Annotated in this window: 21 protein-coding genes and 1 tRNA gene; 19 read left to right on the top strand and 3 right to left on the bottom strand. The window is 66.7% G+C overall.

The window, feature by feature from the left end; translation table 11 throughout:
- Nucleotides 1-147: 147 nt before the first annotated feature.
- Nucleotides 148-1,203 carry a UDP-N-acetylmuramate dehydrogenase gene (locus tag ACIHFB_RS35910; protein WP_400129080.1) on the top strand — a complete coding sequence of 352 codons (1,056 nt, stop codon included), beginning with the start codon at nt 148-150 and terminating at the stop codon, nt 1,201-1,203.
- A gap of 6 nt (nt 1,204-1,209) precedes the next feature.
- Here the strand turns inward: ACIHFB_RS35910 and ACIHFB_RS35905 are convergent, their stop codons facing one another.
- Complete coding sequence (locus tag ACIHFB_RS35905) at nt 1,210-1,842, bottom strand: NAD(P)-dependent oxidoreductase (RefSeq protein WP_400129079.1); 633 nt, start codon at nt 1,840-1,842, stop codon at nt 1,210-1,212.
- Nucleotides 1,843-1,950: 108 nt separating this feature from the next.
- Between ACIHFB_RS35905 and ACIHFB_RS35900 the strand changes: the two genes are divergently transcribed.
- Nucleotides 1,951-2,592 (top strand): helix-turn-helix domain-containing protein, encoded by a 642-nt coding sequence (locus tag ACIHFB_RS35900; protein ID WP_365281155.1) that lies wholly within the window; start codon nt 1,951-1,953, stop codon nt 2,590-2,592.
- Nucleotides 2,593-2,595: 3 nt separating this feature from the next.
- Here the strand turns inward: ACIHFB_RS35900 and ACIHFB_RS35895 are convergent, their stop codons facing one another.
- Nucleotides 2,596-3,636 (bottom strand): adenosine deaminase, encoded by a 1,041-nt coding sequence (locus tag ACIHFB_RS35895; protein ID WP_365281152.1) that lies wholly within the window; start codon nt 3,634-3,636, stop codon nt 2,596-2,598.
- A 129-nt stretch (nt 3,637-3,765) separates the two neighbouring features.
- Nucleotides 3,766-4,992 carry a pyridoxal phosphate-dependent aminotransferase gene (locus ACIHFB_RS35890; protein WP_365281149.1) on the bottom strand — a complete coding sequence of 409 codons (1,227 nt, stop codon included), beginning with the start codon at nt 4,990-4,992 and terminating at the stop codon, nt 3,766-3,768.
- Nucleotides 4,993-5,264: 272 nt separating this feature from the next.
- Here ACIHFB_RS35890 and ACIHFB_RS35885 point away from each other — a divergent pair.
- The 17 genes from ACIHFB_RS35885 (at nt 5,265) to ACIHFB_RS35805 (ending at nt 26,352) form a co-directional block, all read left to right on the top strand.
- Nucleotides 5,265-5,337, top strand: a tRNA-Trp gene (locus tag ACIHFB_RS35885).
- 108 nt (nt 5,338-5,445) lie between these two features.
- The gene (secE, locus tag ACIHFB_RS35880; protein WP_210591687.1) at nt 5,446-5,727 is read left to right on the top strand and encodes a preprotein translocase subunit SecE; all 282 of its coding nucleotides are present in this window, start codon (nt 5,446-5,448) and stop codon (nt 5,725-5,727) included.
- Nucleotides 5,728-5,804: 77 nt separating this feature from the next.
- Nucleotides 5,805-6,650, top strand: coding sequence for a transcription termination/antitermination protein NusG (gene nusG, locus ACIHFB_RS35875; RefSeq protein WP_365281146.1), 846 nt, complete (start codon nt 5,805-5,807; stop codon nt 6,648-6,650).
- A gap of 166 nt (nt 6,651-6,816) precedes the next feature.
- Nucleotides 6,817-7,251, top strand: coding sequence for a 50S ribosomal protein L11 (gene rplK / locus ACIHFB_RS35870; protein ID WP_365281143.1), 435 nt, complete (start codon nt 6,817-6,819; stop codon nt 7,249-7,251).
- Between the two features lie 77 nt (nt 7,252-7,328).
- Entirely contained in the window at nt 7,329-8,054 is a 726-nt protein-coding gene (gene rplA, locus ACIHFB_RS35865; RefSeq protein ID WP_365281140.1) for a 50S ribosomal protein L1, read from the top strand.
- Nucleotides 8,055-8,187: 133 nt separating this feature from the next.
- Nucleotides 8,188-9,027, top strand: coding sequence for a hypothetical protein (locus ACIHFB_RS35860; protein ID WP_365281138.1), 840 nt, complete (start codon nt 8,188-8,190; stop codon nt 9,025-9,027).
- A 92-nt stretch (nt 9,028-9,119) separates the two neighbouring features.
- Complete coding sequence (locus tag ACIHFB_RS35855; protein WP_365281135.1) at nt 9,120-9,977, top strand: LppX_LprAFG lipoprotein; 858 nt, start codon at nt 9,120-9,122, stop codon at nt 9,975-9,977.
- A 282-nt stretch (nt 9,978-10,259) separates the two neighbouring features.
- Entirely contained in the window at nt 10,260-10,790 is a 531-nt protein-coding gene (gene rplJ, locus ACIHFB_RS35850) for a 50S ribosomal protein L10 (protein ID WP_365281132.1), read from the top strand.
- A 123-nt stretch (nt 10,791-10,913) separates the two neighbouring features.
- Nucleotides 10,914-11,300: a 50S ribosomal protein L7/L12 gene (rplL, locus tag ACIHFB_RS35845; protein ID WP_365281657.1), complete on the top strand. Its 387-nt coding sequence runs from the start codon at nt 10,914-10,916 to the stop codon at nt 11,298-11,300.
- A 607-nt stretch (nt 11,301-11,907) separates the two neighbouring features.
- Nucleotides 11,908-15,393: a DNA-directed RNA polymerase subunit beta gene (gene rpoB, locus ACIHFB_RS35840; protein ID WP_365281129.1), complete on the top strand. Its 3,486-nt coding sequence runs from the start codon at nt 11,908-11,910 to the stop codon at nt 15,391-15,393.
- A 103-nt stretch (nt 15,394-15,496) separates the two neighbouring features.
- Nucleotides 15,497-19,396, top strand: coding sequence for a DNA-directed RNA polymerase subunit beta' (locus ACIHFB_RS35835; RefSeq protein ID WP_365281126.1), 3,900 nt, complete (start codon nt 15,497-15,499; stop codon nt 19,394-19,396).
- Nucleotides 19,397-19,553: 157 nt separating this feature from the next.
- A complete protein-coding gene (locus tag ACIHFB_RS35830; RefSeq protein ID WP_400129078.1) occupies nt 19,554-20,174 on the top strand; it encodes a DUF1707 and DUF4190 domain-containing protein in 621 nt (206 codons plus the stop codon).
- Nucleotides 20,175-20,527: 353 nt separating this feature from the next.
- Nucleotides 20,528-20,899, top strand: a complete 372-nt coding sequence (gene rpsL / locus ACIHFB_RS35825; RefSeq protein ID WP_003948652.1) for a 30S ribosomal protein S12 — start codon at nt 20,528-20,530, stop codon at nt 20,897-20,899.
- A 2-nt stretch (nt 20,900-20,901) separates the two neighbouring features.
- A complete protein-coding gene (gene rpsG / locus ACIHFB_RS35820; protein ID WP_007384059.1) occupies nt 20,902-21,372 on the top strand; it encodes a 30S ribosomal protein S7 in 471 nt (156 codons plus the stop codon).
- A gap of 39 nt (nt 21,373-21,411) precedes the next feature.
- Complete coding sequence (fusA, locus tag ACIHFB_RS35815) at nt 21,412-23,541, top strand: elongation factor G (protein WP_365281122.1); 2,130 nt, start codon at nt 21,412-21,414, stop codon at nt 23,539-23,541.
- 155 nt (nt 23,542-23,696) lie between these two features.
- Nucleotides 23,697-24,890: an elongation factor Tu gene (tuf, locus tag ACIHFB_RS35810; protein ID WP_062706810.1), complete on the top strand. Its 1,194-nt coding sequence runs from the start codon at nt 23,697-23,699 to the stop codon at nt 24,888-24,890.
- Nucleotides 24,891-25,203: 313 nt separating this feature from the next.
- Nucleotides 25,204-26,352 carry an acyltransferase family protein gene (locus tag ACIHFB_RS35805; protein ID WP_400129185.1) on the top strand — a complete coding sequence of 383 codons (1,149 nt, stop codon included), beginning with the start codon at nt 25,204-25,206 and terminating at the stop codon, nt 26,350-26,352.
- Nucleotides 26,353-26,469 lie beyond the last annotated feature (117 nt).

Raw genomic sequence — 26,469 nt, 5'->3', positions numbered from 1 at the left:
GGTGTGGGCGCTACACGGGGTGAACCTCACAAGGTCCCCTTCCCCCCGGCTTGCCGCGCCCCAACCCCCCCCCCACGTCCCCGACCCCCCACCCACCCGCAGACACAGCCACCGAAGCCTCGCCCACCGTCTCGTACTCTTGAGCCCGTGCAGGAACTCCACGACGCCCCCCTGGCCCCCCTCACCACCTTCCGCCTGGGCGGCCCCGCCACCAGGCTGGTGACCGCGACGACCGACGCCGAGGTGGTGGCCGCAGTCCAGGAGGCCGACGACACCGGCACCCCCCTGCTGATCATCGGCGGCGGCTCGAACCTGGTCATCGGGGACAAGGGCTTCGACGGCACGGCCCTGCGCATCGCGACGCAAGGCTTCGAACTCACCGGCACGACCCTGGAGCTGGCCGCAGGCGAGGTCTGGACCGACGCGGTCGCCCGCACCGTAGAGGCCGGACTGGCCGGCATCGAGTGCCTGGCCGGCATCCCCGGCTCGGCAGGCGCGACCCCGATCCAGAACGTGGGGGCATACGGCCAGGAGGTCTCCTCGACGATCATCGAGGTGGTCGCCTACGACCGCGAGACCCGCGAGACGGTCACCCTCCAGAGCGCCGACTGCGCGTTCTCATACCGCCACAGCCGCTTCAAGGCCGACCCCGAGCGCTACGTCGTCCTCCGCGTCCGCTTCGCCCTGGAGGACGCGAACGGGCTCTCGGCGCCCATCAAGTACGCCGAGACGGCCCGCGCGCTGGGCGTGGACCCCGGCGACCGGGTACCGCTCACCGCCGCCCGCGAGACCGTGCTCAAGCTGCGTACCGGCAAGGGCATGGTCCTCGACCCCGAGGACCACGACACCTGGTCGGCCGGATCCTTCTTCACCAACCCGATCCTCACCGACACCGAGTTCACCGCGTTCCACGCGCGCGTGCGCGACCGACTCGGCGACGGCGTGGCGCCGCCCGCCTACCCGGCAGGGGAGGGCCACACCAAGACCTCCGCCGCCTGGCTGATCGACAAGGCCGGCTTCACCAAGGGCTACGGCACCGGCCCGGCCCGCATCTCCACGAAGCACACCCTCGCCCTCACCAACCGAGGCGCGGCGACAACGGAGGACCTCCTCACGCTGGCCCGCGAGGTAGTCGCAGGGGTCCACGAGAAGTTCGGCATCACGTTGGTCAACGAACCCGTGACGGTCGGCGTCAGCGTCTAGAAACGCTCAGTACGCCACCCCTACCCCCTGCTTCACCGTCCCCGCATCACCGGCCATCACAAGCATCGCGTGCGCGACATCGGCCCGCCCGATGAACCTTCCCTTGCGCGGAAAGCCGCCGACAACGCTCCGGTACACGCCGGTGACGGGCTTGTCCTGGAGCCGCGGCGGCCGTACGACGGTCCAGTCCGTGGCGCTACGAGCGATCTCCGCCTCCATCGCGCTCAAGTCGACGTAGACGTCTTTGAGCAGCGCAAAAACGATGCCGCGCATCGCACGGTCCAGCACCCCGTCGCCCTCCGCCGCGGGACCGACCGGCATCGCGCTCACCACGAGCAGCCGCCGCACCCCCTCCGCCTCCATGGCGCCCAGCACGGTACGCGTCAGCCGGGCAGCCACCCCGGCGTCCTTGCGGCCGCGGGCACCGAGCCCGGACAGCACCACGTCCCGGCCCGCCACGGCCGGCCGTACCGCCGCCGGATCGGTCAGATCGGCCCGGAACACCTCCAGGCCGGGTCCGGTCACGGCCAGCCGCGCCGGATCCCGGACGACCGCCGTCACTTCGTGCCCGGCACCCAGCGCCTGCCGGACGATCTCCTGCCCGATGCCACCCGTGGCACCGAAAACGGTGAGCTTCATGACGTGTCTCCCCGCACTCCCGTCGGGTGGGTGAGCATTCACTCACCCATCTCACCCTCTAGAGTGAGTAAGCACTCACCCACCCGTCAAGCCCAACAAAGGAAGATCATGAAACCCTCGGCACGCACAGAACCCCCAGACCCCCCACACCCCACGACGCAGAAACCGGCCCGAGTCCGCGTACTCGACGCGGCCCACGAACTGATGCTCACCGTCGGCCTGGCCCGCGCCACCACCAAGGAGATCGCCAAGGCGGCCGGCTGCTCGGAAGCCGCGCTCTACAAGTACTTCGCGAGCAAGGAAGACCTGTTCATCCGCGTCCTGGACGAGCGGCTGCCCCGGCTGGGCCCCCTGCTGAGCAGTCTCGCCGCCGAGCCGGCCGGCCACACGCTCGAGGAGAACCTCACCGAGATCGCCCGCGAGGCGGCCCTCTTCTACGAGCAGAGCTTCCCGATCGCCGCCTCGCTGTACGCCGAGACCCAGCTCAAACGACGGCACGACGACGCCATGAGACAGATGGGCCTGGGCCCGCACAAGCCCATCGAGGGCCTGGACGCCTACCTCCGCGCCGAGCAGGACGCGGGCCGGATCCGCGCCGACGCCGACACCTTCGCGGCCGCGTCCCTGCTGCTCGGCGCCTGCGCCCAGCGCGCGTTCGCCTACGAGGCGACACCGGACGGCGTACGGCCGCCCGTGGACACCTTCGCCCAACGGCTCGCCCGCACGCTCCTGGCGGGCATCACCGCCTGAGCGCTACGCCGGTTCCCCCGCCAGCCAGTCGTCCACCCCCGACAGCAGCTTCCGCCGCACATCCTCCGGCGCCGCCGACGCCCGTACCGACTGGCGGGCCAGTTCCGCCAACTCGGCGTCCGTGAAGGCGTGGTGGCGGCGGGCCAGCTCGTACTGGGCGGCCAGCCGGGAGCCGAAGAGGAGCGGGTCGTCGGCGCCCAGCGCCATGGGGACGCCCGCCTCGAACAGCGTCCGCAGCGGGACGTCCTCGGGCTCCTCGTACACGCCGAGGGCCACGTTCGACGCCGGGCACACCTCGCAGGTGACCCCCCGGTCGGCCAGCCGCTTCAGCAGCCGCGGGTCCTCCGCCGCACGCACGCCGTGCCCGATCCGGTTGGCGTGCAGGTCGTCCAGACAGTCACGCACGGACGCCGGACCCGTCAGCTCGCCGCCGTGCGGAGCCGACAGCAGGCCGCCCTCCCGCGCGATGTGGAACGCGCGGTCGAAGTCCCGCGCCATGCCCCGGCGTTCGTCGTTCGACAAACCGAAGCCGACCACCCCGCGCTCCGCGTACCGCACCGCCAGCCGGGCCAGCGTGCGGGCGTCCAGCGGGTGCTTCATCCGGTTCGCCGCGACCAGGACCCGCATCCCGAGCCCCGTCTCCCGCATCGCCGAGTCCACCGCGTCCAGGATGATCTCCAGCGCCGGGATCAGACCCCCCAGCCGAGGGGCGTACGACGTCGGGTCGACCTGGATCTCCAGCCACCCCGAGCCGTCCTTGACGTCCTCCTCCGCGGCCTCCCGCACCAGCCGCTGAATGTCCTCCGGCTGCCGCAGACACGAGCGGGCGGAGTCGTACAGCCGCTGGAAACGGAACCAGCCCCGTTCGTCCGTCGCCCGTAGTCTCGGTGGCTCCCCGCTGGTCAGTGCCTCGGTCAGCGCCTCGGGCAGACGCACTCCGTACTTGTCGGCCAGCTCCAGCAGAGTGGTGGGCCGCATCGAGCCGGTGAAGTGCAGATGCAGATGGGCCTTCGGCAGCTCAGAGAGATCACGTACACGCTCCATTCCAGGATCCTGCCGTACGTTCCCGCCGTCCCGGTAGCGCTTTCCCCGTTAGTGGTCTTGCTCGCACAAACGAATGGGGCACATAACCGAAGCCGGTATGTGCCCCAGACCCAAGCCGCAGAGGCTCCGTCAGTCCCTGGCCTCCGCCAGCAGCTTCTGGATGCGGCTCACGCCCTCGACGAGATCCTCGTCACCCAGCGCGTACGACAGCCGCAGATAGCCCGGCGTACCGAACGCCTCGCCGGGTACGACCGCGACCTCGGCCTCCTCCAGGATCAGCGCGGCCAGCTCGACCGTGTCCTGCGGGCGCTTGCCGCGGATCTCCTTGCCGAGCAGGTCCTTCACCGACGGGTACGCGTAGAAGGCGCCCTCCGGCTCCGGGCACAGCACGCCGTCGATCTCGTTGAGCATCCGCACGATCGTCCTGCGGCGCCGGTCGAAGGCCTCGCGCATCTTCGCGACCGCGTCCAGGCTGCCGGAGACCGCGGCCAGGGCTGCCACCTGGGCGACGTTCGACACGTTCGACGTGGCGTGCGACTGGAGGTTCGTCGCCGCCTTCACCACGTCCTTCGGGCCGATGATCCACCCGACCCGCCAGCCCGTCATGGCGTACGTCTTCGCCACACCGTTGACCACGATGCACTTGTCGCGCAGCTCGGGCAGCACCGCGGGCAGCGACACGGACACCGCGTCGCCGTACACCAGGTGCTCGTAGATCTCGTCCGTCATCACCCACAGGCCGTGCTCCGCGGCCCAGCGGCCGATCGCCTCGGTCTCCTGCTCGCTGTAGACCGCGCCGGTCGGGTTCGACGGGGACACGAACAGGACGACCTTCGTCCTCTCGGTGCGCGCCGCCTCCAACTGCTCCACGCTCACCCGGTAGCCGGTCGTCTCGTCGGCGACGACGTCCACCGGCACACCGCCGGCCAGCCGGATCGACTCCGGGTACGTCGTCCAGTACGGCGCCGGGACGATGACCTCGTCGCCCGGGTCGAGGATCGCGGCGAAGGCCTCGTAGATCGCCTGCTTGCCGCCGTTGGTGACGAGGATCTGCGACGGGTCGACCTCGTAGCCCGAGTCGCGCAGCGTCTTCGCGGCGATCGCGACCTTCAGCTCGGGCAGACCGCCGGCCGGCGTGTAGCGGTGGTACTTCGGGTTCTTGCAGGCCTCGATCGCGGCGTCGACGATGTAGTCGGGGGTCGGGAAGTCGGGCTCGCCGGCGCCGAAGCCGATCACCGGACGCCCGGCGGCCTTGAGGGCCTTGGCCTTGGCGTCGACGGCGAGGGTGGCGGATTCGGAGATCGCGCCGACTCGGGCGGAGACCCGGCGCTCGGTGGGAGGGGTTGCAGGGCTCATGGGGCCCATCGTTTCAGACCGGAAACCTGCCCGGCACGCGGGTTTCACGGACTGAACAACACCGGACCGATCGCTGAACAAGCGTGCGGAACCGGCCTCCGGCCAGGGTGATCTTCTGCCGCACCGTCACCGACAAAGCCCCTACGGGCACTTTCTGTTCGACGACCGGCCCCAGAACACGTACACTCTCACCTCGTTGGCCTCATACGGGCCGCGCTCATCCGGTGCACACCGAGCATCCGGGCGGATGCGGTACGTTTGGGGAGAACCAAAGGGTCGTAGCTCAATTGGTAGAGCACTGGTCTCCAAAACCAGCGGTTGGGGGTTCAAGTCCCTCCGGCCCTGCTACACACACCTTCGCCAGGATGTGTGCGCATGTACGTACAGCAGCAATGCGCCGTGCGGCTCAGACCGGGCGCGGCACGGCCACGACCCGGAATCAGGTGAGGACGAATGACGGACGCCGTGGGCTCCATCGACACGCCTGATGCCCAGGACGAAACGCCGAGGCAGCAGGGCCGCAAGGGCGGCAAGCGTGCGAAGAAGGGCCCGCTGAAGCGGCTCGCGCTCTTCTACCGCCAGATCGTCGCGGAACTCCGCAAGGTCGTCTGGCCCACGCGCAACCAGCTCTCGACGTACACGACCGTCGTGATCATTTTCGTCGTCGTGATGATCGGCCTGGTGACTCTGATTGACTTCGGACTCGACAAGGCCGCCAAGTACGTCTTCGGCTGAGCCGAAAGCGAAGGGCGCCGTACCAGGCGCCCCTTTCGCGCGTTCCACCCCCATGTATCCAGGAAGAAGCAGCCACCGTGTCTGACCCGAACGTGAACGACGCCATCGAGCCGGTCGAGTCCGTGGAAGACGAGCTCGAGATCGTCGAGGGTGCCGACGACGACTTGGACGAGGTCGAGGCTGCCGACGCCGCCGAGGGTGAGCCCGCCGAGGAAGCCGCCGTACACGTCGAGGACGAGACGGTCGAGGCCGAGGACGAGGCCACCGAGGACGAGGCGATCGAGGAAGAGGAGCCGGCCGAGCCGGTCGACCCCGTCGCCGCCCTGCGCGAGGAACTCCGCACACTGCCCGGTGAGTGGTACGTCATCCACACCTACGCCGGCTACGAGAACCGCGTGAAGACCAACCTGGAGCAGCGCGCCGTCTCGCTGAACGTCGAGGACTACATCTTCGCGGCAGAGGTGCCGCAGGAAGAGGTCGTCCAGATCAAGAACGGCGACCGCAAGACGATCAAGCAGAACAAGCTCCCGGGTTACGTCCTCGTCCGCATGGACCTGACGAACGAGTCCTGGGGCGTCGTCCGCAACACCCCCGGCGTCACCGGCTTCGTGGGCAACGCCTACGACCCCTACCCGCTGACCCTGGACGAGATCGTCAAGATGCTCGCCCCGGAGGCCGAGGAGAAGGCCGCCCGTGAGGCTGCCGAGGCCGAGGGCAAGCCCGCCCCGCAGCGCAAGGTCGAGGTCCAGGTGCTGGACTTCGAGGTCGGCGACTCGGTCACCGTCACCGACGGTCCGTTCGCCACGCTGCAGGCCACCATCAACGAGATCAACGCCGACTCGAAGAAGGTCAAGGGCCTGGTCGAGATCTTCGGCCGGGAGACCCCGGTCGAGCTGTCCTTCGACCAGATCCAGAAGAACTAGCACCTTCTGGACGTACCGCTTCCGACAGGTCAGATGGGCTGCTACAGCCGGTCTGACCTGCTCGGTTTTTGGCCACGCAAGGATACCCGTTATCGTTGTGCGGTATGCCTCCATCCGGATGATCGGATGGCAGGCGATCACCTCTCACTAGGACCCGGAGAGAGCAATGCCTCCCAAGAAGAAGAAGGTCACGGGGCTCATCAAGCTCCAGATCCAGGCCGGTGCCGCCAACCCGGCTCCGCCGGTCGGCCCCGCGCTGGGTCAGCACGGCGTGAACATCATGGAGTTCTGCAAGGCCTACAACGCGGCGACCGAGTCGCAGCGCGGTTGGGTCATCCCGGTGGAGATCACGGTCTACGAGGACCGCTCCTTCACCTTCGTGACCAAGACCCCGCCGGCCGCCAAGATGATCCTCAAGGCCGCGGGCGTGGAGAAGGGCTCCGGCGAGCCGCACAAGACCAAGGTCGCCAAGATCACCCAGGCGCAGGTCCGCGAGATCGCCACCACGAAGATGCCCGACCTCAACGCCAACGACATCGACGCCGCGTCGAAGATCATCGCCGGCACCGCCCGTTCCATGGGCATCACGGTCGAGGGCTGAACCCCAACCTCCAGCAGCAGTAGTGGCGGGGCCTGCTCGGCCCGGACCACGACTCCTAAGAATCCCCAGGAGAAGAAGTGAGCAAGCGCAGCAAGTCTCTCCGCGCTGCGGACGCCAAGATCGACCGGGAGAAGCTCTACGCCCCGCTCGAGGCCGTCCGTCTCGCCAAGGAGACCTCCACGACCAAGTTCGACGGCACCGTCGAGGTCGCCTTCCGTCTGGGTGTCGACCCGCGTAAGGCCGACCAGATGGTCCGTGGCACCGTGAACCTCCCGCACGGCACCGGTAAGACCGCCCGGGTCCTGGTCTTCGCGACCGGCGACCGTGCCGAGGCCGCGCGTGCCGCGGGCGCCGACATCGTCGGCTCCGACGAGCTCATCGACGAGGTGACGAAGGGCCGTCTGGACTTCGACGCCGTCGTCGCCACCCCGGACCTCATGGGCAAGGTCGGCCGCCTCGGCCGCGTCCTCGGCCCCCGTGGTCTGATGCCGAACCCGAAGACCGGCACCGTGACCCCGGACGTGGCCAAGGCCGTGACCGAGATCAAGGGCGGCAAGATCGAGTTCCGCGTCGACAAGCACTCGAACCTGCACTTCATCATCGGCAAGGCGTCCTTCGACGACGCCAAGCTGGTGGAGAACTACGGCGCCGCGCTGGAGGAGATCCTCCGTCTGAAGCCGTCCGCCGCCAAGGGTCGCTACATCAAGAAGGCCGCCATCACCACCACGATGGGCCCCGGCATTCCGGTCGACCCGAACCGCACCCGCAACCTCCTCACCGAGGAGGACCCGGCCGCTGTCTGACCGGGCCGAGCCCTCATGGCTCGCTGAAGTCGGTCACGGGCCCCGCACCTTTCCAGGTGGGGGCCCGTTCCCATGTGACGGTCCTGTGCTCTGGGTTAGCGTGCGCACAGACCACAGGACACCAGGGGGACGGATGAAGAGGACGACGGCCCGGCTCGCGGCGACCGCCGCGCTGACGGCGACAGCCGCCTGCACCTCCGCCGCTTCGTCTCCCGACGGGCCCGAGGCGAAGAAGCCCACGGCTTCCGCCTCCCTCGCCGCCCTGCGCGCCGCCGAGCGCGCCACGGACCGGGCCGACTCGGCCCGGGTGCGGTCCAGCACCGTCATGGGCACCCAGGTGTCCCTCACCGCCGACGGCTCTCTCAGCTGGGGCGAGGGCCTCTGCGGCACCCTGACGATCACGTACACCGGCGGCACGGCGGCCGAGACGATGCGAGAACTCGGCGTGACCTCCATGGAGGCCCGCTATCTGTCCGACGCCTACTACGCGCGGATGGGTGACGCCTTCGCCGCCAAGGCGGACGGCAAGCACTGGCTCAAGTACGCCTACGCCGATCTCGAGGAGCTCGGCGGCAGTGCCGGCCTCGCCGACCAGATGCGCAGCACCACGCCCCACCAGTCGGTGAAACTGCTGCTGGACTCCGACGACGTGCACAAGGTCGCCGAGGAGACCGTGGCCGGACAGTCCACCACCCGCTACTCGGGCACCGTGACCGCGGCCGATGTCACCGACGCCGCGCTGAGACGACAGCTCCAGGGCGCCGGCGTCACCACCGAGACCGTCGACATCTGGGTCAACGAAAAGAACCTGCTGGTCAAGAAGGTCGAGAACACCAGCACGGCGAGCGGCCGACTGACCCAGACCGCCCTCTACAGCGACTACGGCGTACAGGTCTCGGTGCGTAAGCCGCCCACCGCCGACACCCAGGACTTCAAGGCACTCCTGGACCAGGAGACGGCAAGCCCCTCCTGAGTCCCACGCAATTTCAGGAGACCCCCGCAACCACTCCCGGATAAGCTCGCGTCCTTACTGTGCATCAACCATGTATCCCGTGGGGGGAATCAATGGGCTCTTCAGTACGACGTTCTGCGCGCTCTCGGGCGATCGGCGCCGGGCTCGCCGCAGTGGCCCTCGCCGCCGGAGCGGTGAGCTGTGCCAAGGGCGAGGAGTCGCCGAAGATGACGCCGGCGGCGGCCGTCGCCAAGGCGGCGAAGAACACGGAGGCCATCACCTCCTTCCGTTACCGCATGACCGGTGAGATACCGGAGCAGGGGCAGATCGAGGCCACGGCCTCGATGCGGCTCAAGCCCACCGTGGCCATGAGCATGAAGATGAAGGCTCCCGACCAGGGAGCGGCGGGCACCGCTGAGATCAGGCTCGTCGACAAGGCCATGTACATCGGCGGGAACCCCGAGATGGCCAAGGAGATGGACGGCAAGAGCTGGCTCAAGTTCGACCTGTCCGCGCTCGGCGAGGCGGGCGAGCTCGGCGCGACCGCACCCGGCGCCGGCCAGGCCGAGCAGAACCCGGCCAGCGAGTCCACCTTCCTCACCGGCGCCAAGGACGTGAAGAAGGTCGGCACCGAGACCGTCGACGGCGTGCAGACGACCCACTACTCGGGCACCGTCACCGTCGACGACATCCGCAACTCCTTCAAGGACGCGGACAAGGCCACGCAGGAGCAGCGCGAGAAGAGCCTCGACCAGTACGAGAAGATGGGCATCGACAAGCTCACGATGGACATGTGGGTCGACGGCGACGACCACACCAAGCAGTTCCGCATGAAGGGCGACGCCGACAAGGGTCCGCTCGACATGACCATCACCTTCCTCGACTACAACAAGCCGGTGACCGTCACGGCTCCGCCCGCGAAGGACACCACCGACCTGGCCGAGATGATGAAGGAAGCCCAGAGCGGCTGAGCACCGTACGACCGGATTTGCTTGCCGGCGATCCGGTCACGTACTCTCCTACAGAAGCCAAAGACCGCTGGTCGTTGCCGTGCACTCGCTAGAGGGTGCGGTGGCCGAAGGATCCGCTGAACTGCGGACGACCCGCGCAGGTGACTGTGGATGTGCTCCTGGAGTGCCCGTGTCTCATGGGAATTCCGGTAGAGCTACGCCCCGTGCGCCTGCGCCGGGGCGTTTCGTTTTCCCCAGCCCCTTCCGAGCGGTCGTCATCACCCGGAAGGAGGCCGACGCTCTATGGCAAGGCCCGACAAGGCTGCCGCGGTAGCCGAGCTCACGGACCAGTTCCGCAGCTCGAACGCCGCCGTGCTGACCGAGTACCGGGGTCTCACCGTGGCGCAGCTCAAGACGCTGCGTCGTTCGCTCGGTGAGAACGCCCAGTACGCCGTGGTGAAGAACACGCTGACCAAGATTGCGGCCAACGAGGCCGGGATCAACACGCTCGACGACCTGTTCAACGGTCCGACGGCGGTCGCCTTCATCACCGGTGACCCGGTGGAGTCGGCGAAGGGTCTTCGTGACTTCGCCAAGGACAACCCCAACCTCGTCATCAAGGGCGGTGTCCTTGACGGCAAGGCGCTGTCCGCCGACGAGATCAAGAAGCTTGCGGACCTTGAGTCCCGCGAGGTTCTGCTCGCCAAGCTGGCGGGCGCCTTCAAGGCCAAGCAGACACAGGCTGCCCAGGTCTTCCAGGCGCTCCCGTCGAAGCTCGTCCGCACCGTGGACGCGCTTCGCGCCAAGCAGGACGAGCAGGGCGGTGCCGAGTAACTCGGCTCGCGAAATGACCGCCGCCTGAGGCCCCGCGCCCAAGGCAACGGTCGTAGCGGGCCGAACGTACGCCCGCCAGACATGTACATCACGGCACCAGCCGAAAATTAGTGGAAGGAAGCCATCGTGGCTCTCACCCAGGACGAACTGCTCGCCGAGTTCGAGACGATGACCCTCATCCAGCTTTCCGAGTTCGTGAAGGCTTTCGAGGAGAAGTTCGACGTCACCGCCGCCGCGGCTGTCGCTGTTGCGGGCCCCGCGGCTGCCGGCGGCGCCCCGGCCGAGGCCGAGGCCGAGCAGGACGAGTTCGACGTCATCCTCACGGGTGCCGGCGAGAAGAAGATCCAGGTCATCAAGGTCGTGCGTGAGCTGACCTCCCTCGGCCTGAAGGAGGCCAAGGACCTCGTGGACGGCGCCCCGAAGCCCGTCGTCGAGAAGGTCGCCAAGGAGGCCGCCGAGAAGGCTGCCGAGTCCCTCAAGGCCGCCGGCGCCTCCGTCGAGGTCAAGTAGGACCTTCAGAGTCCCTACACGGACTCTTGCGAACTGATACAGCCGTAGGGCTGTAACGCGAGCGCACCGAAGAGCGATCATCCATCCGGGTGGTCGCTCTTCGGCGTTCCCGGTGCCTGGTGGTGGCGGCCTTGCACCGGCGGATGCGCGGAGTATGGTGATCTTCGTCGTGTCTCCGGGCACCTCCGAAGCCGGCTGCAAGTGACGATGGCAGCACCCGGTTTGGGCAAGGGGGGCCTTGACGAACCGCACGCAGCGCGCAATTCTCAGGACGCGTCGTCACAACGATCCGGATCCGAGGCATGGATCGGCGACGAAGAGGGCAGTATCAACGTGCATTGAGGGCGTGGGCTTGCGCAGGTGTCGAGAACAACGAGGGTCTCGAGAAACCCGCACTGGACATCAGTGTGCCAAGTGGCTACACTGACCCTTTGCGCTGCCTGTTAGCTGTCCCCTGCCCGTCACCAGGGGCATGCCCTCGCTTGAGCACCGACGACCGAACCGTCTCTGACCTGGCCAAACGGCCAGATCGGGGAGGCCTGTCTCTGTGCACATGAGAGGGACCGGTACGCGCGTAGTGAGTCCGAGCCCTCGGAAGGACCCCCTCTTGGCCGCCTCGCGCACTGCCTCGACCGCGAATATGAACAACGGCGCCAGCACCGCCCCGCTGCGCATCTCCTTTGCAAAGATCAAGGAGCCCCTCGAGGTTCCCAACCTGCTCGCGCTGCAGACCGAGAGCTTTGACTGGCTGCTCGGGAACACCGCCTGGCAGAGTCGGGTCGAGGCGGCTCTGGAGTCCGGTCAGGACGTCCCCACAAAGTCCGGTCTGGAGGAGATCTTCGAGGAGATCTCTCCGATCGAGGACTTCTCCGGGTCGATGTCGCTGACCTTCCGCGACCACCGTTTCGAACCTCCGAAGAACAGCATCGACGAGTGCAAGGAGCGCGACTTCACGTACGCTGCCCCGCTCTTCGTCACCGCTGAGTTCACCAACAACGAGACCGGCGAGATCAAGTCCCAGACGGTCTTCATGGGCGACTTCCCGCTCATGACGAACAAGGGCACCTTCGTCATCAACGGCACCGAGCGTGTCGTGGTGTCGCAGCTGGTCCGCTCGCCCGGCGTCTACTTCGACTCCTCCATCGACAAGACGTCCGACAAGGACATCTTCTCCGCCAAGATCATCCCGTCCCGGGGTGCCTGGCTGGAGATGGAGATCGACAAGCGCGACATGGTCGGTGTCCGCATCGACCGCAAGCGCAAGCAGTCCGTCACCGTTCTCCTGAAGGCTCTCGGCTGGACCACCGAGCAGATCCTCGAGGAGTTCGGCGAGTACGAATCCATGCGCGCCACCCTGGAGAAGGACCACACCCAGGGCCAGGACGACGCGTTGCTCGACATCTACCGCAAGCTCCGTCCGGGCGAGCCGCCCACGCGCGAGGCTGCCCAGACGCTGCTCGAGAACCTCTACTTCAACCCCAAGCGCTACGACCTCGCCAAGGTCGGCCGCTACAAGGTGAACAAGAAGCTCGGCGCGGACGAGCCGCTGGACGCCGGTGTGCTCACCACCGACGACATCATCGCCACGATCAAGTACCTGGTGAAGCTGCACGCCGGTGAGACCGAGACGGTCGGCGAGTCCGGTCGCTCGATCATCGTCGAGACGGACGACATCGACCACTTCGGCAACCGTCGTATCCGTAACGTCGGCGAGCTGATCCAGAACCAGGTCCGTACGGGTCTCGCCCGTATGGAGCGCGTCGTGCGTGAGCGCATGACCACGCAGGACGTCGAGGCGATCACGCCGCAGACGCTGATCAACATCCGGCCGGTCGTCGCCTCCATCAAGGAGTTCTTCGGCACCAGCCAGCTGTCCCAGTTCATGGACCAGAACAACCCGCTGTCGGGGCTGACGCACAAGCGTCGTCTGAACGCCCTCGGCCCGGGTGGTCTCTCCCGTGAGCGGGCCGGCTTCGAGGTCCGTGACGTTCACCCGTCGCACTACGGCCGGATGTGCCCGATCGAGACGCCGGAAGGCCCGAACATCGGTCTGATCGGGTCGCTGGCCTCCTACGGCCGGATCAACCCGTTCGGTTTCATCGAGACGCCGTACCGCAAGGTCGTCGACGACCAGGTCACCGACGAGGTGGACTACCTGACCGCCGACGAGGAGGACCGGTTCGTCATCGCGCAGGCCAACGCGCCGCTGACCGACGACTTCCGCTTCGCCGAGAACCGTGTGCTGGTCCGCCGCCGTGGCGGCGAGGTCGACTACGTCCCCGGTTCCGACGTGGACTACATGGACGTCTCGCCGCGCCAGATGGTGTCGGTCGCGACCGCCATGATCCCGTTCCTGGAGCACGACGACGCCAACCGTGCCCTGATGGGCGCGAACATGATGCGTCAGGCCGTGCCCCTCATCAAGTCCGAGTCCCCGCTCGTCGGCACCGGCATGGAGTACCGCTCCGCCGTGGACGCCGGTGACGTGGTCAAGGCCGAGAAGGACGGTGTGGTCCAGGAGGTCTCCGCGGACTACATCACCACCGCCAACGACGACGGCACGTACATCACGTACCGCCTGGCCAAGTTCTCCCGGTCCAACCAGGGCACCTCGGTCAACCAGAAGGTCATCGTCAACGAGGGCGACCGGATCATCGAGGGCCAGGTCCTCGCCGACGGTCCGGCCACCCAGAACGGCGAGATGGCGCTGGGCAAGAACCTGCTCGTGGCGTTCATGCCGTGGGAGGGTCACAACTACGAGGACGCGATCATCCTGTCGCAGCGCCTCGTGCAGGACGACGTCCTCTCCTCGATCCACATCGAGGAGCACGAGGTCGACGCCCGTGACACCAAGCTCGGCCCCGAGGAGATCACCCGGGACATCCCGAACGTCTCCGAGGAGGTCCTCGCCGACCTCGACGAGCGCGGCATCATCCGTATCGGTGCCGAGGTCATCGCCGGTGACATCCTCGTCGGCAAGGTCACGCCCAAGGGTGAGACCGAGCTGACGCCGGAGGAGCGCCTGCTGCGCGCGATCTTCGGTGAGAAGGCCCGTGAGGTCCGTGACACCTCGCTGAAGGTGCCGCACGGCGAGACCGGCAAGGTCATCGGCGTCCGCGTCTTCGACCGCGAGGAGGGCGACGAGCTTCCCCCCGGTGTGAACCAGCTGGTGCGCGTGTACGTCGCGCAGAAGCGCAAGATCACCGACGGTGACAAGCTCGCCGGCCGACACGGCAACAAGGGCGTCATCTCCAAGATCCTGCCGATCGAGGACATGCCGTTCCTGGAGGACGGCACCCCGGTCGACATCATCCTCAACCCGCTGGGTGTCCCGTCCCGAATGAACCCGGGACAGGTCCTGGAGATCCACCTCGGCTGGCTCGCCAGCCGCGGCTGGGACGTCTCCGGCCTCGGCGAGGAGTGGGCGCAGCGGCTTCAGGTCATCGGCGCCGACGCGGTCGACCCCGGTACCAACGTCGCCACCCCGGTCTTCGACGGTGCGCGTGAGGACGAGCTCGCCGGTCTGCTCGAGCACACGATCCCGAACCGCGACGGCGAGCGCATGGTGCTCCCGACCGGTAAGGCACCGCTGTTCGACGGCCGCTCGGGTGAGCCGTTCCCGGAGCCGATCTCGGTCGGCTACATGTACATCCTGAAGCTGCACCACCTGGTCGACGACAAGCTGCACGCCCGTTCGACCGGTCCGTACTCGATGATCACCCAGCAGCCGCTGGGTGGTAAGGCGCAGTTCGGTGGCCAGCGGTTCGGCGAGATGGAGGTGTGGGCGCTGGAGGCTTATGGCGCCGCGTACGCCCTCCAGGAGCTGCTGACCATCAAGTCCGACGACGTCACCGGCCGCGTGAAGGTCTACGAGGCCATCGTCAAGGGCGAGAACATCCCCGAGCCCGGCATCCCCGAGTCCTTCAAGGTGCTCATCAAGGAGATGCAGTCTCTCTGCCTGAATGTGGAGGTGCTGTCCAGCGACGGTATGTCCATCGAGATGCGTGACACCGACGAGGATGTCTTCCGCGCTGCGGAGGAGCTCGGCATCGACCTGTCCCGGCGTGAGCCGAGCAGCGTCGAAGAGGTCTGACGGAGTCCGGTGGGCCTTTTCTGAGGGATCAGAGAAGGCCCGCCGACCCCGGGACCCCGTTTCAGACCCCAAGACTTACGACCCTGAGAGGGATTGACGCATAGTGCTCGACGTCAACTTCTTCGACGAGCTCCGGATCGGCCTGGCCACCGCTGACGACATCCGTCAGTGGAGCCACGGCGAGGTCAAGAAGCCCGAGACGATCAACTACCGCACCCTCAAGCCCGAAAAGGACGGACTCTTCTGCGAGAAGATCTTCGGTCCGACCCGGGACTGGGAGTGCTACTGCGGCAAGTACAAGCGTGTCCGGTTCAAGGGCATCATCTGTGAGCGCTGCGGCGTCGAGGTGACTCGCGCCAAGGTGCGCCGTGAGCGGATGGGCCACATCGAACTGGCCGCCCCCGTCACGCACATCTGGTACTTCAAGGGTGTTCCTTCGCGCCTCGGCTACCTGCTGGACCTGGCGCCCAAGGACCTCGAGAAGGTCATCTACTTCGCGGCGTACATGATCACGTACGTCGACGAGGAGCGCCGTACGCGTGACCTGCCCTCCCTGGAGGCGCACGTCTCCGTGGAGCGTCAGCAGGTCGAGAACCGTCGGGACTCCGACCTCGAGGCCCGTGCCAAGAAGCTCGAGACCGACCTGGCCGAGCTGGAGGCCGAGGGCGCCAAGGCCGACGTACGCCGCAAGGTGCGCGAAGGTGCCGAGCGGGAGATGAAGCAGCTGCGTGACCGTGCGCAGCGCGAGATCGACCGGCTCGACGAGGTGTGGACCCGGTTCAAGAACCTCAAGGTCCAGGACCTGGAGGGCGACGAGCTCCTCTACCGCGAGCTGCGTGACCGCTTCGGCACGTACTTCGACGGTTCGATGGGTGCCGCGGCGCTTCAGAAGCGTCTGGAGTCCTTCGACCTGGACGAGGAGGCCGAGCGCCTCCGCGAGATCATCCGTACCGGCAAGGGCCAGAAGAAGACCCGTGCGCTGAAGCGGCTGAAGGTCGTGTCTGCGTTCCTGCAGACCTCCAACAGCCCCAAGGGCATGGTCCTCGACTGCGTCCCGGTCATCCCGCCGGACCTTCGCCCGATGGTGCAGCTGGACGGTGGCCGCTTCGCGACCTCCGACCTGAACGACCTGTACCGCCGTGTGATCAACCGGAACAACCGCCTGAAGCGCCTTCTCGACCTCGGTGCCCCCGAGATCATCGTGAACAACGAGAAGCGCATGCTCCAGGAGGCCGTCGACGCGCTCTTCGACAACGGCCGTCGTGGTCGCCCGGTGACGGGTCCCGGCAACCGTCCGCTGAAGTCGCTGTCCGACATGCTCAAGGGCAAGCAGGGCCGCTTCCGTCAGAACCTGCTCGGTAAGCGTGTGGACTACTCCGCGCGTTCCGTGATCGTCGTCGGTCCGCAGCTGAAGCTGCACCAGTGCGGTCTGCCGAAGGCCATGGCGCTGGAGCTCTTCAAGCCGTTCGTGATGAAGCGCCTGGTCGACCTGAACCACGCGCAGAACATCAAGAGCGCCAAGCGGATGGTCGAGCGCGGCCGCACGGTCGTGTACGACGTCCTGGAAGAGGTCATCGCGGAGCACCCGGTTCTGCTGAACCGTGCGCCCACGCTGCACCGCCTCGGCATCCAGGCCTTCGAGCCGCAGCTGGTCGAGGGCAAGGCCATCCAGATCCACCCGCTCGTCTGCACCGCGTTCAACGCGGACTTCGACGGTGACCAGATGGCCGTACACCTTCCGCTCTCCGCGGAGGCGCAGGCCGAGGCGCGCATCCTGATGCTCTCCTCGAACAACATCCTCAAGCCCGCGGACGGCCGTCCGGTGACGATGCCGACCCAGGACATGGTCCTCGGTCTGTTCTTCCTCACCACCGACAGCGAGATGCGGAACGTCAAGGGTGAGGGCCGGTCCTTCGGCTCCGCGGCCGAGGCGATCATGGCGTTCGACGCGGGCGAGCTCTCGCTCCAGTCGAAGGTCGACATCCGCTTCCCCGTCGGCACCATCCCGCCCCGCGGGTGGACCCCGCCGGCGCAGGAGGAGGGCGACCCGGAGTGGCAGCAGGGTGACAGCTTCCGGCTGCACACCACGCTGGGCCGCGCGCTCTTCAACGAGCTGCTGCCCGAGGACTACCCGTTCGTCGACTACGAGGTCGGCAAGAAGCAGCTCTCCGAGATCGTCAACGACCTCGCCGAGCGCTACCCCAAGGTCATCGTGGCGGCGACGCTCGACAACCTGAAGGCGGCGGGCTTCTACTGGGCGACCCGTTCCGGTGTCACCGTGGCCATCTCCGACGTCGTCGTTCCCGAGGCGAAGAAGGAGATCGTCAAGGGTTACGAGGCGCAGGACGAGAAGGTCCAGAAGCAGTACGAGCGTGGTCTGATCACCAAGGACGAGCGCACCCAGGAACTCATCGCGATCTGGACCAAGGCGACCAACGAGGTTGCCGAGGCCATGAACGAGAACTTCCCGAAGACCAACCCGATCTTCATGATGGTGAACTCGGGCGCACGAGGCAACATGATGCAGATGCGTCAGATCGCCGGTATGCGTGGTCTGGTGTCGAACGCCAAGAACGAGACGATTCCGCGTCCGATCAAGGCGTCCTTCCGTGAGGGCCTGTCCGTGCTGGAGTACTTCATCTCCACGCACGGTGCCCGTAAGGGTCTCGCGGACACCGCCCTGCGTACCGCCGACTCGGGTTACCTGACCCGTCGTCTGGTGGACGTCTCGCAGGACGTGATCATCCGCGAGGAGGACTGCGGTACCGAGCGCGGTCTGAAGCTGCGGATCGCCAACCGCGACGCCGACGGCGTGCTGCGCAAGGCGGACGACGTCGAGACCAGTGTCTACGCCCGTATGCTCGCCGAGGACGTCGTCATCGACGGCAAGGTGATCGCGCCGGCCAACGTCGACCTCGGTGACGTGCTCATCGACCAGCTGGTCCTGCACGGTGTCGAGCAGGTCAAGACCCGCTCGATCCTGACCTGCGAGTCCCACGTCGGCACCTGCGCCATGTGCTACGGCCGCTCGCTGGCCACCGGCAAGCTGGTCGACATCGGTGAGGCGGTCGGCATCATCGCCGCCCAGTCCATCGGTGAGCCCGGTACCCAGCTGACGATGCGTACCTTCCACACCGGTGGTGTGGCCGGTGACGACATCACCCAGGGTCTGCCGCGTGTCGTCGAGCTCTTCGAGGCCCGTACCCCGAAGGGTGTCGCCCCGATCTCCGAGGCCGCCGGCCGCGTGCGGATCGAGGAGACCGAGAAGACCAAGAAGCTGGTCGTCACGCCGGACGACGGCAGCGACGAGACGGCGTTCCCGATCTCGAAGCGCGCCCGTCTGAAGGTCAGCGAGGGCGAGCACGTCGAGGTGGGCCAGCAGCTCACCGTGGGTACCCAGAACCCGCACGACGTGCTGCGTATCCTCGGCCAGCGCGCCGTCCAGATCCACCTGGTCGGCGAGGTGCAGAAGGTCTACAACTCGCAGGGTGTGTCGATCCACGACAAGCACATCGAGATCATCATCCGGCAGATGCTGCGCCGTGTGACGATCATCGAGTCCGGCGACGCCGAGCTGCTGCCCGGTGAGCTGGTCGAGCGCTCGAAGTTCGAGACCGAGAACCGTCGTGTGGTCCAGGAGGGCGGTCACCCGGCCTCCGGTCGTCCGCAGCTGATGGGTATCACCAAGGCCTCGCTGGCGACGGAATCCTGGCTGTCGGCCGCCTCCTTCCAGGAGACGACCCGAGTCCTGACGGACGCGGCGATCAACGCCAAGTCCGACAGCCTCATCGGCCTCAAGGAGAACGTCATCATCGGTAAGCTCATCCCGGCCGGTACGGGCCTGTCCCGCTACCGCAACATCCGGGTCGAGCCGACCGAGGAGGCCAAGGCCGCGATGTACTCGGCCGTCGGCTACGACGACATCGACTACTCGCCGTTCGGCACGGGCTCCGGCCAGGCCGTTCCGCTGGAGGACTACGACTACGGTCCGTACAACCAGTAAGCGAGTCGCTTGAGTCGAAGGGCGGTCACCTCTCGGGGTGGCCGCCCTTCGGCATATCCGGGACGTCTCCGGGTTTTCTCCGGGTCGCCCCCGGTGCCGGACATACCGGTTTCGGCGCATCATGGAGGAACTCGGACCATTACGGGGGAGGTGTTCCATGACGCACCCGTCGTGGCAGCCGTGGCAGGGGAAAGACGCCCCGCCGATGTGGCAGGGGAGTCATGCCCCGCAGCGGTGGCAGGGCGATGGTGTTCCGCAGGTGTGGGCCGGGCAGGGCGGTGCGGCACAGGTGTGGGCCGGGCAGGGGAGTCCGTCCATGCTTGCCTCGCATGCCGACCGTGAGCGTGCTGTGGACGTGCTCCGGGCGGGGTACGGCGAAGGGCGACTGGAGCAGCCCGAGTTCGAGAAGCGGGTAGGGCGGGCCTATGCGGCCCGTACGGTCGGTGAGCTGGCGCTCCTGGTGGCCGACCTGCCGCAGGGCCCCGTACCGCACCCTGCGCCCGTCGTGAGCGTGCCGGGGACGTTCCTGCCGGTGCGGCCGAGGACGAACGGCAAGGCGGTCGGTGCCGCGGTCTGCGGTGGGATGTGTCTGGTGACGTTCGGGCTGACCGGGATCCCCGCCGTGGTCCTGGGGCATGCAGCCCGCGCCGAGATCCGCCGCACCGGGGACGCGGGCGACGCGCTCGCCCTCACCGGGCTCGTGCTGGGCTGGCTTTCCACCATCGGCTGGGCGCTCATACTGACTGCGATGATCGTGGCCGCGGCCGCGTCGGCCTGATCGATTCCGCGGAGGATTCGAAGATCATCAGATGCGGTCCCGAGGTGCCCGAATCGTGAAATCGAAGATCATCGGCGGCGTTGGGGCTTGACATGCTCCGTGCGGCGATGCGGCCCAGGTCCATTTGTTTTGACCGCAGCGAATGCGGTAGGTACGCTCAGACCTTGTGCCTGGGGTGTGCCCTGGCTCTCGTGCGTGCCTTCAACCGCACAAGGGGAGCCGTCACTGGCCACCGTAATCTGCGCCCTTCTCGCCTTGCGGCGGGAGTCTGCGGGATTCGACACACCCGACCGCGTGGGTCGGCGACGTTCCAGGTTAGCTTCACCTATCGGCACACAGAAACCGGAGAAGTAGTGCCTACGATCCAGCAGCTGGTCCGTAAGGGCCGGCAGGACAAGGTCGAGAAGAACAAGACGCCCGCACTCGAGGGTTCCCCTCAGCGTCGGGGCGTCTGCACGCGTGTGTTCACGACCACCCCGAAGAAGCCGAACTCGGCCCTGCGTAAGGTCGCGCGTGTGCGTCTGACCAGCGGGATCGAAGTCACCGCTTACATTCCGGGTGAGGGACACAACCTGCAGGAGCACTCCATCGTGCTCGTGCGTGGTGGCCGTGTGAAGGACCTGCCGGGTGTTCGCTACAAGATCATCCGCGGTTCCCTTGACACTCAGGGTGTGAAGAACCGCAAGCAGGCCCGCAGCCGCTACGGCGCCAAGAAGGAGAAGTAAGAATGCCTCGTAAGGGCCCCGCCCCGAAGCGCCCGGTCATCATCGACCCGGTCTACGGTTCTCCTCTTGTCACGTCGCTCATCAACAAGGTGCTGCTGAACGGCAAGCGCTCCACCGCCGAGCGCATCGTCTACGGCGCCATGGAGGGCCTGCGCGAGAAGACCAGCAACGACCCGGTCATCACGCTCAAGCGCGCTCTCGAGAACATCAAGCCGACCCTCGAGGTCAAGTCCCGCCGTGTCGGTGGCGCCACCTACCAGGTGCCGGTCGAGGTCAAGCCCGGCCGCGCCAACACCCTGGCGCTGCGCTGGCTGGTCGGCTACTCCCGCGCCCGTCGCGAGAAGACCATGACCGAGCGTCTCCTCAACGAGCTTCTCGACGCCTCGAACGGCCTCGGTGCGGCCGTGAAGAAGCGCGAGGACACCCACAAGATGGCCGAGTCCAACAAGGCCTTCGCGCACTACCGCTGGTAGTCGCTACCCACATCGAGACCGAGAGAAGACTGAAGCCTTATGGCTACCACTTCACTTGACCTGGCCAAGGTCCGCAATATCGGGATCATGGCCCACATCGACGCGGGCAAGACGACCACCACCGAGCGGATCCTGTTCTACACCGGCGTTTCCTACAAGATCGGTGAGGTCCACGACGGCGCTGCCACCATGGACTGGATGGAGCAGGAGCAGGAGCGTGGCATCACGATCACCTCTGCTGCCACCACCTGTCACTGGCCGATGGATGACGTCGACCACACCATCAACATCATCGACACCCCGGGCCACGTCGACTTCACCGTCGAGGTGGAGCGTTCGCTGCGCGTGCTCGACGGTGCCGTGACGGTGTTCGACGGCGTCGCCGGCGTTGAGCCGCAGTCCGAGACGGTGTGGCGTCAGGCGGACCGCTACGGCGTTCCGCGCATCTGCTTCGTCAACAAGCTCGACCGGACCGGTGCCGAGTTCCACCGCTGCGTCGACATGATCTCTGACCGCCTCGGCGCTCAGCCGATCGTGATGCAGCTGCCGATCGGTGCCGAGGCCGACTTCAAGGGCGTCGTCGACCTGGTCACCATGAAGGCCTTCGTGTGGTCCGCCGAGGCCACCAAGGGCGAGATGTACGACGTCGTCGACATCCCGGACACGCACACCGAGGCTGCCGAGGAGTACCGCGGCAAGCTGCTGGAGGCCGTGGCCGAGAACGACGAAGAGATCATGGAGCTGTACCTGGAGGGCGAGGAGCCTTCCGCGGAGCAGCTGTACGCCGCGATCCGTCGCATCACCATCGCGTCCGGCAAGTCCAAGGACACCACGGTCACCCCGGTGTTCTGCGGTACCGCGTTCAAGAACAAGGGCGTTCAGCCCCTGCTCGACGCGGTTGTGCGCTACCTTCCCTCTCCGCTCGACGTCGAGGCCATCGAGGGCCACGACGTCAAGGACCCGGAGCTGGTCGTCAAGCGCAAGCCGTCCGACGAGGAGCCGCTGTCCGCGCTGGCGTTCAAGATCATGAGCGACCCGCACCTCGGCAAGCTCACCTTCGTCCGGGTCTACTCGGGCCGCCTGGAGTCCGGCACCGCCGTGCTGAACTCCGTCAAGGGCAAGAAGGAGCGCATCGGCAAGATCTACCGTATGCACGCGAACAAGCGTGAGGAGATCGAGTCGGTGGGCGCCGGTGACATCGTCGCCGTCATGGGCCTGAAGCAGACCACCACCGGTGAGACGCTGTCCGACGACAAGAACCCGGTCATCCTGGAGTCCATGGACTTCCCGGCGCCGGTCATTCAGGTCGCCATCGAGCCCAAGTCCAAGGGTGACCAGGAGAAGCTGGGTGTCGCCATCCAGCGTCTCGCGGAGGAGGACCCCTCCTTCCAGGTCCACTCGGACGAGGAGACCGGCCAGACCATCATCGGCGGTATGGGCGAACTGCACCTCGAGGTGCTGGTCGACCGTATGCGCCGTGAGTTCAAGGTCGAGGCCAACGTCGGCAAGCCGCAGGTCGCGTACCGCGAGACGATCCGCAAGGCCGTCGAGCGCGTGGACTACACCCACAAGAAGCAGACCGGTGGTACCGGTCAGTTCGCCAAGGTGCAGATCGCGATCGAGCCCATCACCGAGGCCGACGGTCCGGCGTACGAGTTCGTGAACAAGGTCACCGGTGGCCGTATCCCGCGGGAGTACATCCCGTCGGTGGACGCCGGTGCGCAGGAGGCCATGCAGTTCGGCATCCTGGCCGGCTACGAGATGACGGGCGTCCGCGTCACGCTTCTCGACGGTGCCTACCACGAGGTCGACTCCTCCGAGCTCGCGTTCAAGATCGCCGGTTCGCAGGCCTTCAAGGAGGCCGCGCGCAAGGCCAGCCCCGTGCTGCTCGAGCCGATGATGGCCGTCGAGGTCACCACGCCCGAGGACTACATGGGTGAGGTCATCGGCGACATCAACTCCCGCCGTGGTCAGATCCAGGCCATGGAGGAGCGGGCCGGTGCCCGCGTCGTGAAGGGTCTCGTGCCCCTCTCGGAGATGTTCGGCTACGTCGGAGACCTCCGCAGCAAGACGTCGGGTCGCGCAAGCTACTCGATGCAGTTCGACTCCTACGCCGAGGTTCCGCGGAACGTCGCCGAGGAGATCATCGCGAAGGCCAAGGGCGAGTAACGCACCGCGTTCACACGCTTTAGGCTTGACTCCGGAGCCTCTGGGGGCATTCCGCCACAATCGTGGTGAGAATGCCCCGGGCCCGGGCTTTCCAGCAAAGATCACCTGGCGCCGATGAAGCAAGGCGTTCAGAACCACTCCACAGGAGGACCCCAGTGGCGAAGGCGAAGTTCGAGCGGACTAAGCCGCACGTCAACATCGGCACCATCGGTCACATCGACCACGGTAAGACGACCCTCACGGCCGCCATTACCAAGGTGCTGCACGACGCGTACCCGGACCTGAACGAGGCCTCGGCCTTCGACCAGATCGACAAGGCTCCTGAGGAGCGCCAGCGCGGTATCACCATCTCCATCGCGCACGTCGAGTACCAGACGGAGACGCGTCACTACGCCCACGTCGACTGCCCCGGTCACGCGGACTACATCAAGAACATGATCACGGGTGCGGCGCAGATGGACGGCGCCATCCTCGTGGTCGCCGCCACCGACGGCCCGATGCCGCAGACCAAGGAGCACGTGCTCCTGGCCCGCCAGGTCGGCGTTCCGTACATCGTCGTCGCCCTGAACAAGGCCGACATGGTGGACGACGAGGAGATCCTGGAGCTCGTCGAGCTCGAGGTCCGCGAGCTGCTCTCCGAGTACGAGTTCCCGGGCGACGACCTTCCGGTCGTCAAGGTCTCGGCGCTCAAGGCCCTTGAGGGCGACAAGGAGTGGGGTCAGACCGTCCTCGACCTGATGAAGGCCGTCGACGAGAACATCCCGCAGCCCGAGCGTGACGTCGACAAGCCGTTCCTGATGCCGATCGAGGACGTCTTCACGATCACCGGTCGCGGTACGGTCGTCACCGGCCGTATCGAGCGTGGTGTCCTCAAGGTCAACGAGACCGTCGACATCGTGGGCATCAAGCAGGAGAAGACCACCACCACGGTCACCGGCATCGAGATGTTCCGCAAGCTGCTCGACGAGGGCCAGGCCGGTGAGAACGTCGGTCTGCTCCTCCGTGGCATCAAGCGCGAGGACGTCGAGCGCGGCCAGGTCATCATCAAGCCGGGCTCGGTCACCCCGCACACCGAGTTCGAGGCGCAGGCCTACATCCTGTCCAAGGACGAGGGTGGCCGCCACACGCCGTTCTTCAACAACTACCGTCCGCAGTTCTACTTCCGTACGACTGACGTGACCGGTGTTGTGACCCTCCCCGAGGGCACGGAGATGGTCATGCCGGGTGACAACACCGAGATGAAGGTGGAGCTCATCCAGCCCGTCGCCATGGAAGAGGGCCTGAAGTTCGCCATCCGTGAGGGTGGCCGGACCGTGGGCGCCGGTCAGGTCACCAAGATCAACAAGTGATCTTGACCTGGTAGGACTCTGAAGGGGCCCGTATGACTTCGGTCGTACGGGCCTTTTCTTCTTTCGAATTCTTTTCGAACAGCCCGATGGTTGTGCTCCTGCAAGGTGAAACCTAGTCGAACGTTGTGCGGCGGATTGGCAAGAGTTCCGGCAACTTCGGAGTACGTGCGGGAGGAATGTTCTTTTCTGTCCCGGTGGGGCGGAACGTGCAGCCGTAGCGTGAACGGTCGTCCGTGGCCGCCGGGCCCCGAGCAACTACCGAGGATGGCTAGGTCTCTTGATGCAGGGTGTGCGCAGCCGTTTGTCGGTGCCGATGCCGGCGGTGGTGGCCCAGCGCCCACCACGCCTGACATCTGCGCCGAGCCCGAGCACGTCCACCCGCGCCGCCGTGCGGAAGCGCCCGCGGCTCTATGTCGTCGACGGCATCCGCCTGCTCGCCGCCCTGATGGTGGTCCTGCACCACTTCGTCGGCACCAGCCGGGTCGACAGGCCGGGCAATGCGATCTGGGACCGGCCGGTGTCCGAGATCATGCCGACCGTCTTCCGCGTCTCGTCCTTCGGCTGGATCGGCGTCGAGATCTTCTTCGTGATCAGCGGCTTCGTGATCTGCATGTCGTGCTGGGGCCGTACGCCGAAGGACTTCTTCGTCTCACGGGTGATCCGCCTCTACCCCGCCTACTGGTTCGCCGTCTTCTTCACGACGGCCGTGCTGGTGCTCATGCCCGGGGTGTGGGAGCGGCTGTCGATGCGGAAGGTCCTGTTCAACCTGACGATGCTGCAAGCGGGTTCGGGCGTCCCGAACGTCGACGGCGTGTACTGGACCCTCTGGTCCGAGCTGCGTTTCTATCTGCTGTTCCTGATCGTCGTCGCCATGGGCCTGACCTACCGCCGGGTCGTCATCTTCTGCTGCGTCTGGGGCGCCGCCGCGATGCTCGCCCCGATCTCCAAGTTCCCGCTGATGGTGCTGGTCGCCGATCCGAGCGCCGCCTGGTACTTCATCGCCGGCCTCGCGCTCTACCTCATGCACCGCTTCGGCCAGGACCTGCTCCTGTGGGGCATCCTCGCGATGGCCTGGCTCATGGGCCAGTTGGAGCTGGGGGAGCGGGTCGCTCACGAGCAGGTCAGCAGCTGGCGCGGCGCGGTGGTCATCTTCACCCTGTTCATGCTGTTCATGGTCGCCGTCGCCCTCGGCCACACCGACCGCATCCAGTGGAAGTGGCTGGTGACGGCGGGCTCCCTGACCTACCCGCTCTACCTCGTGCACTACGTCGCCGGCACGGTGCTCATCAGCCGCCTGCACGACACGATGGACCCGCGGTTGCTGGTCGCGGGCCTCATCGCCGGGTTCCTGGTGCTGGCCTGGCTGGTGCACAGGCTCGTGGAACGGCCGGTGGCACGGGCGTTGAAGAGGGGCCTGGACTCTTCCTTCGTGCGCCTGAGGGGCTTCCAGCGGGCGGCCTGACAGGCCCTGCCCGGACCGCACGGCACGCACCGGTGTTTGACCTACGTCACCCTCGGGGTATTCTCTCCGGCTCGATTGGCCAGCGCCCTGCCCCATATGGCAGACTGTCCGAGTTGC

Origin of the sequence: Streptomyces sp. NPDC051963 (genome assembly GCF_044593495.1) — a bacterium.
In the GTDB taxonomy this organism is placed as follows: domain Bacteria; phylum Actinomycetota; class Actinomycetes; order Streptomycetales; family Streptomycetaceae; genus Streptomyces.
This window is presented reverse-complemented; position numbering and strand designations above follow the sequence as displayed.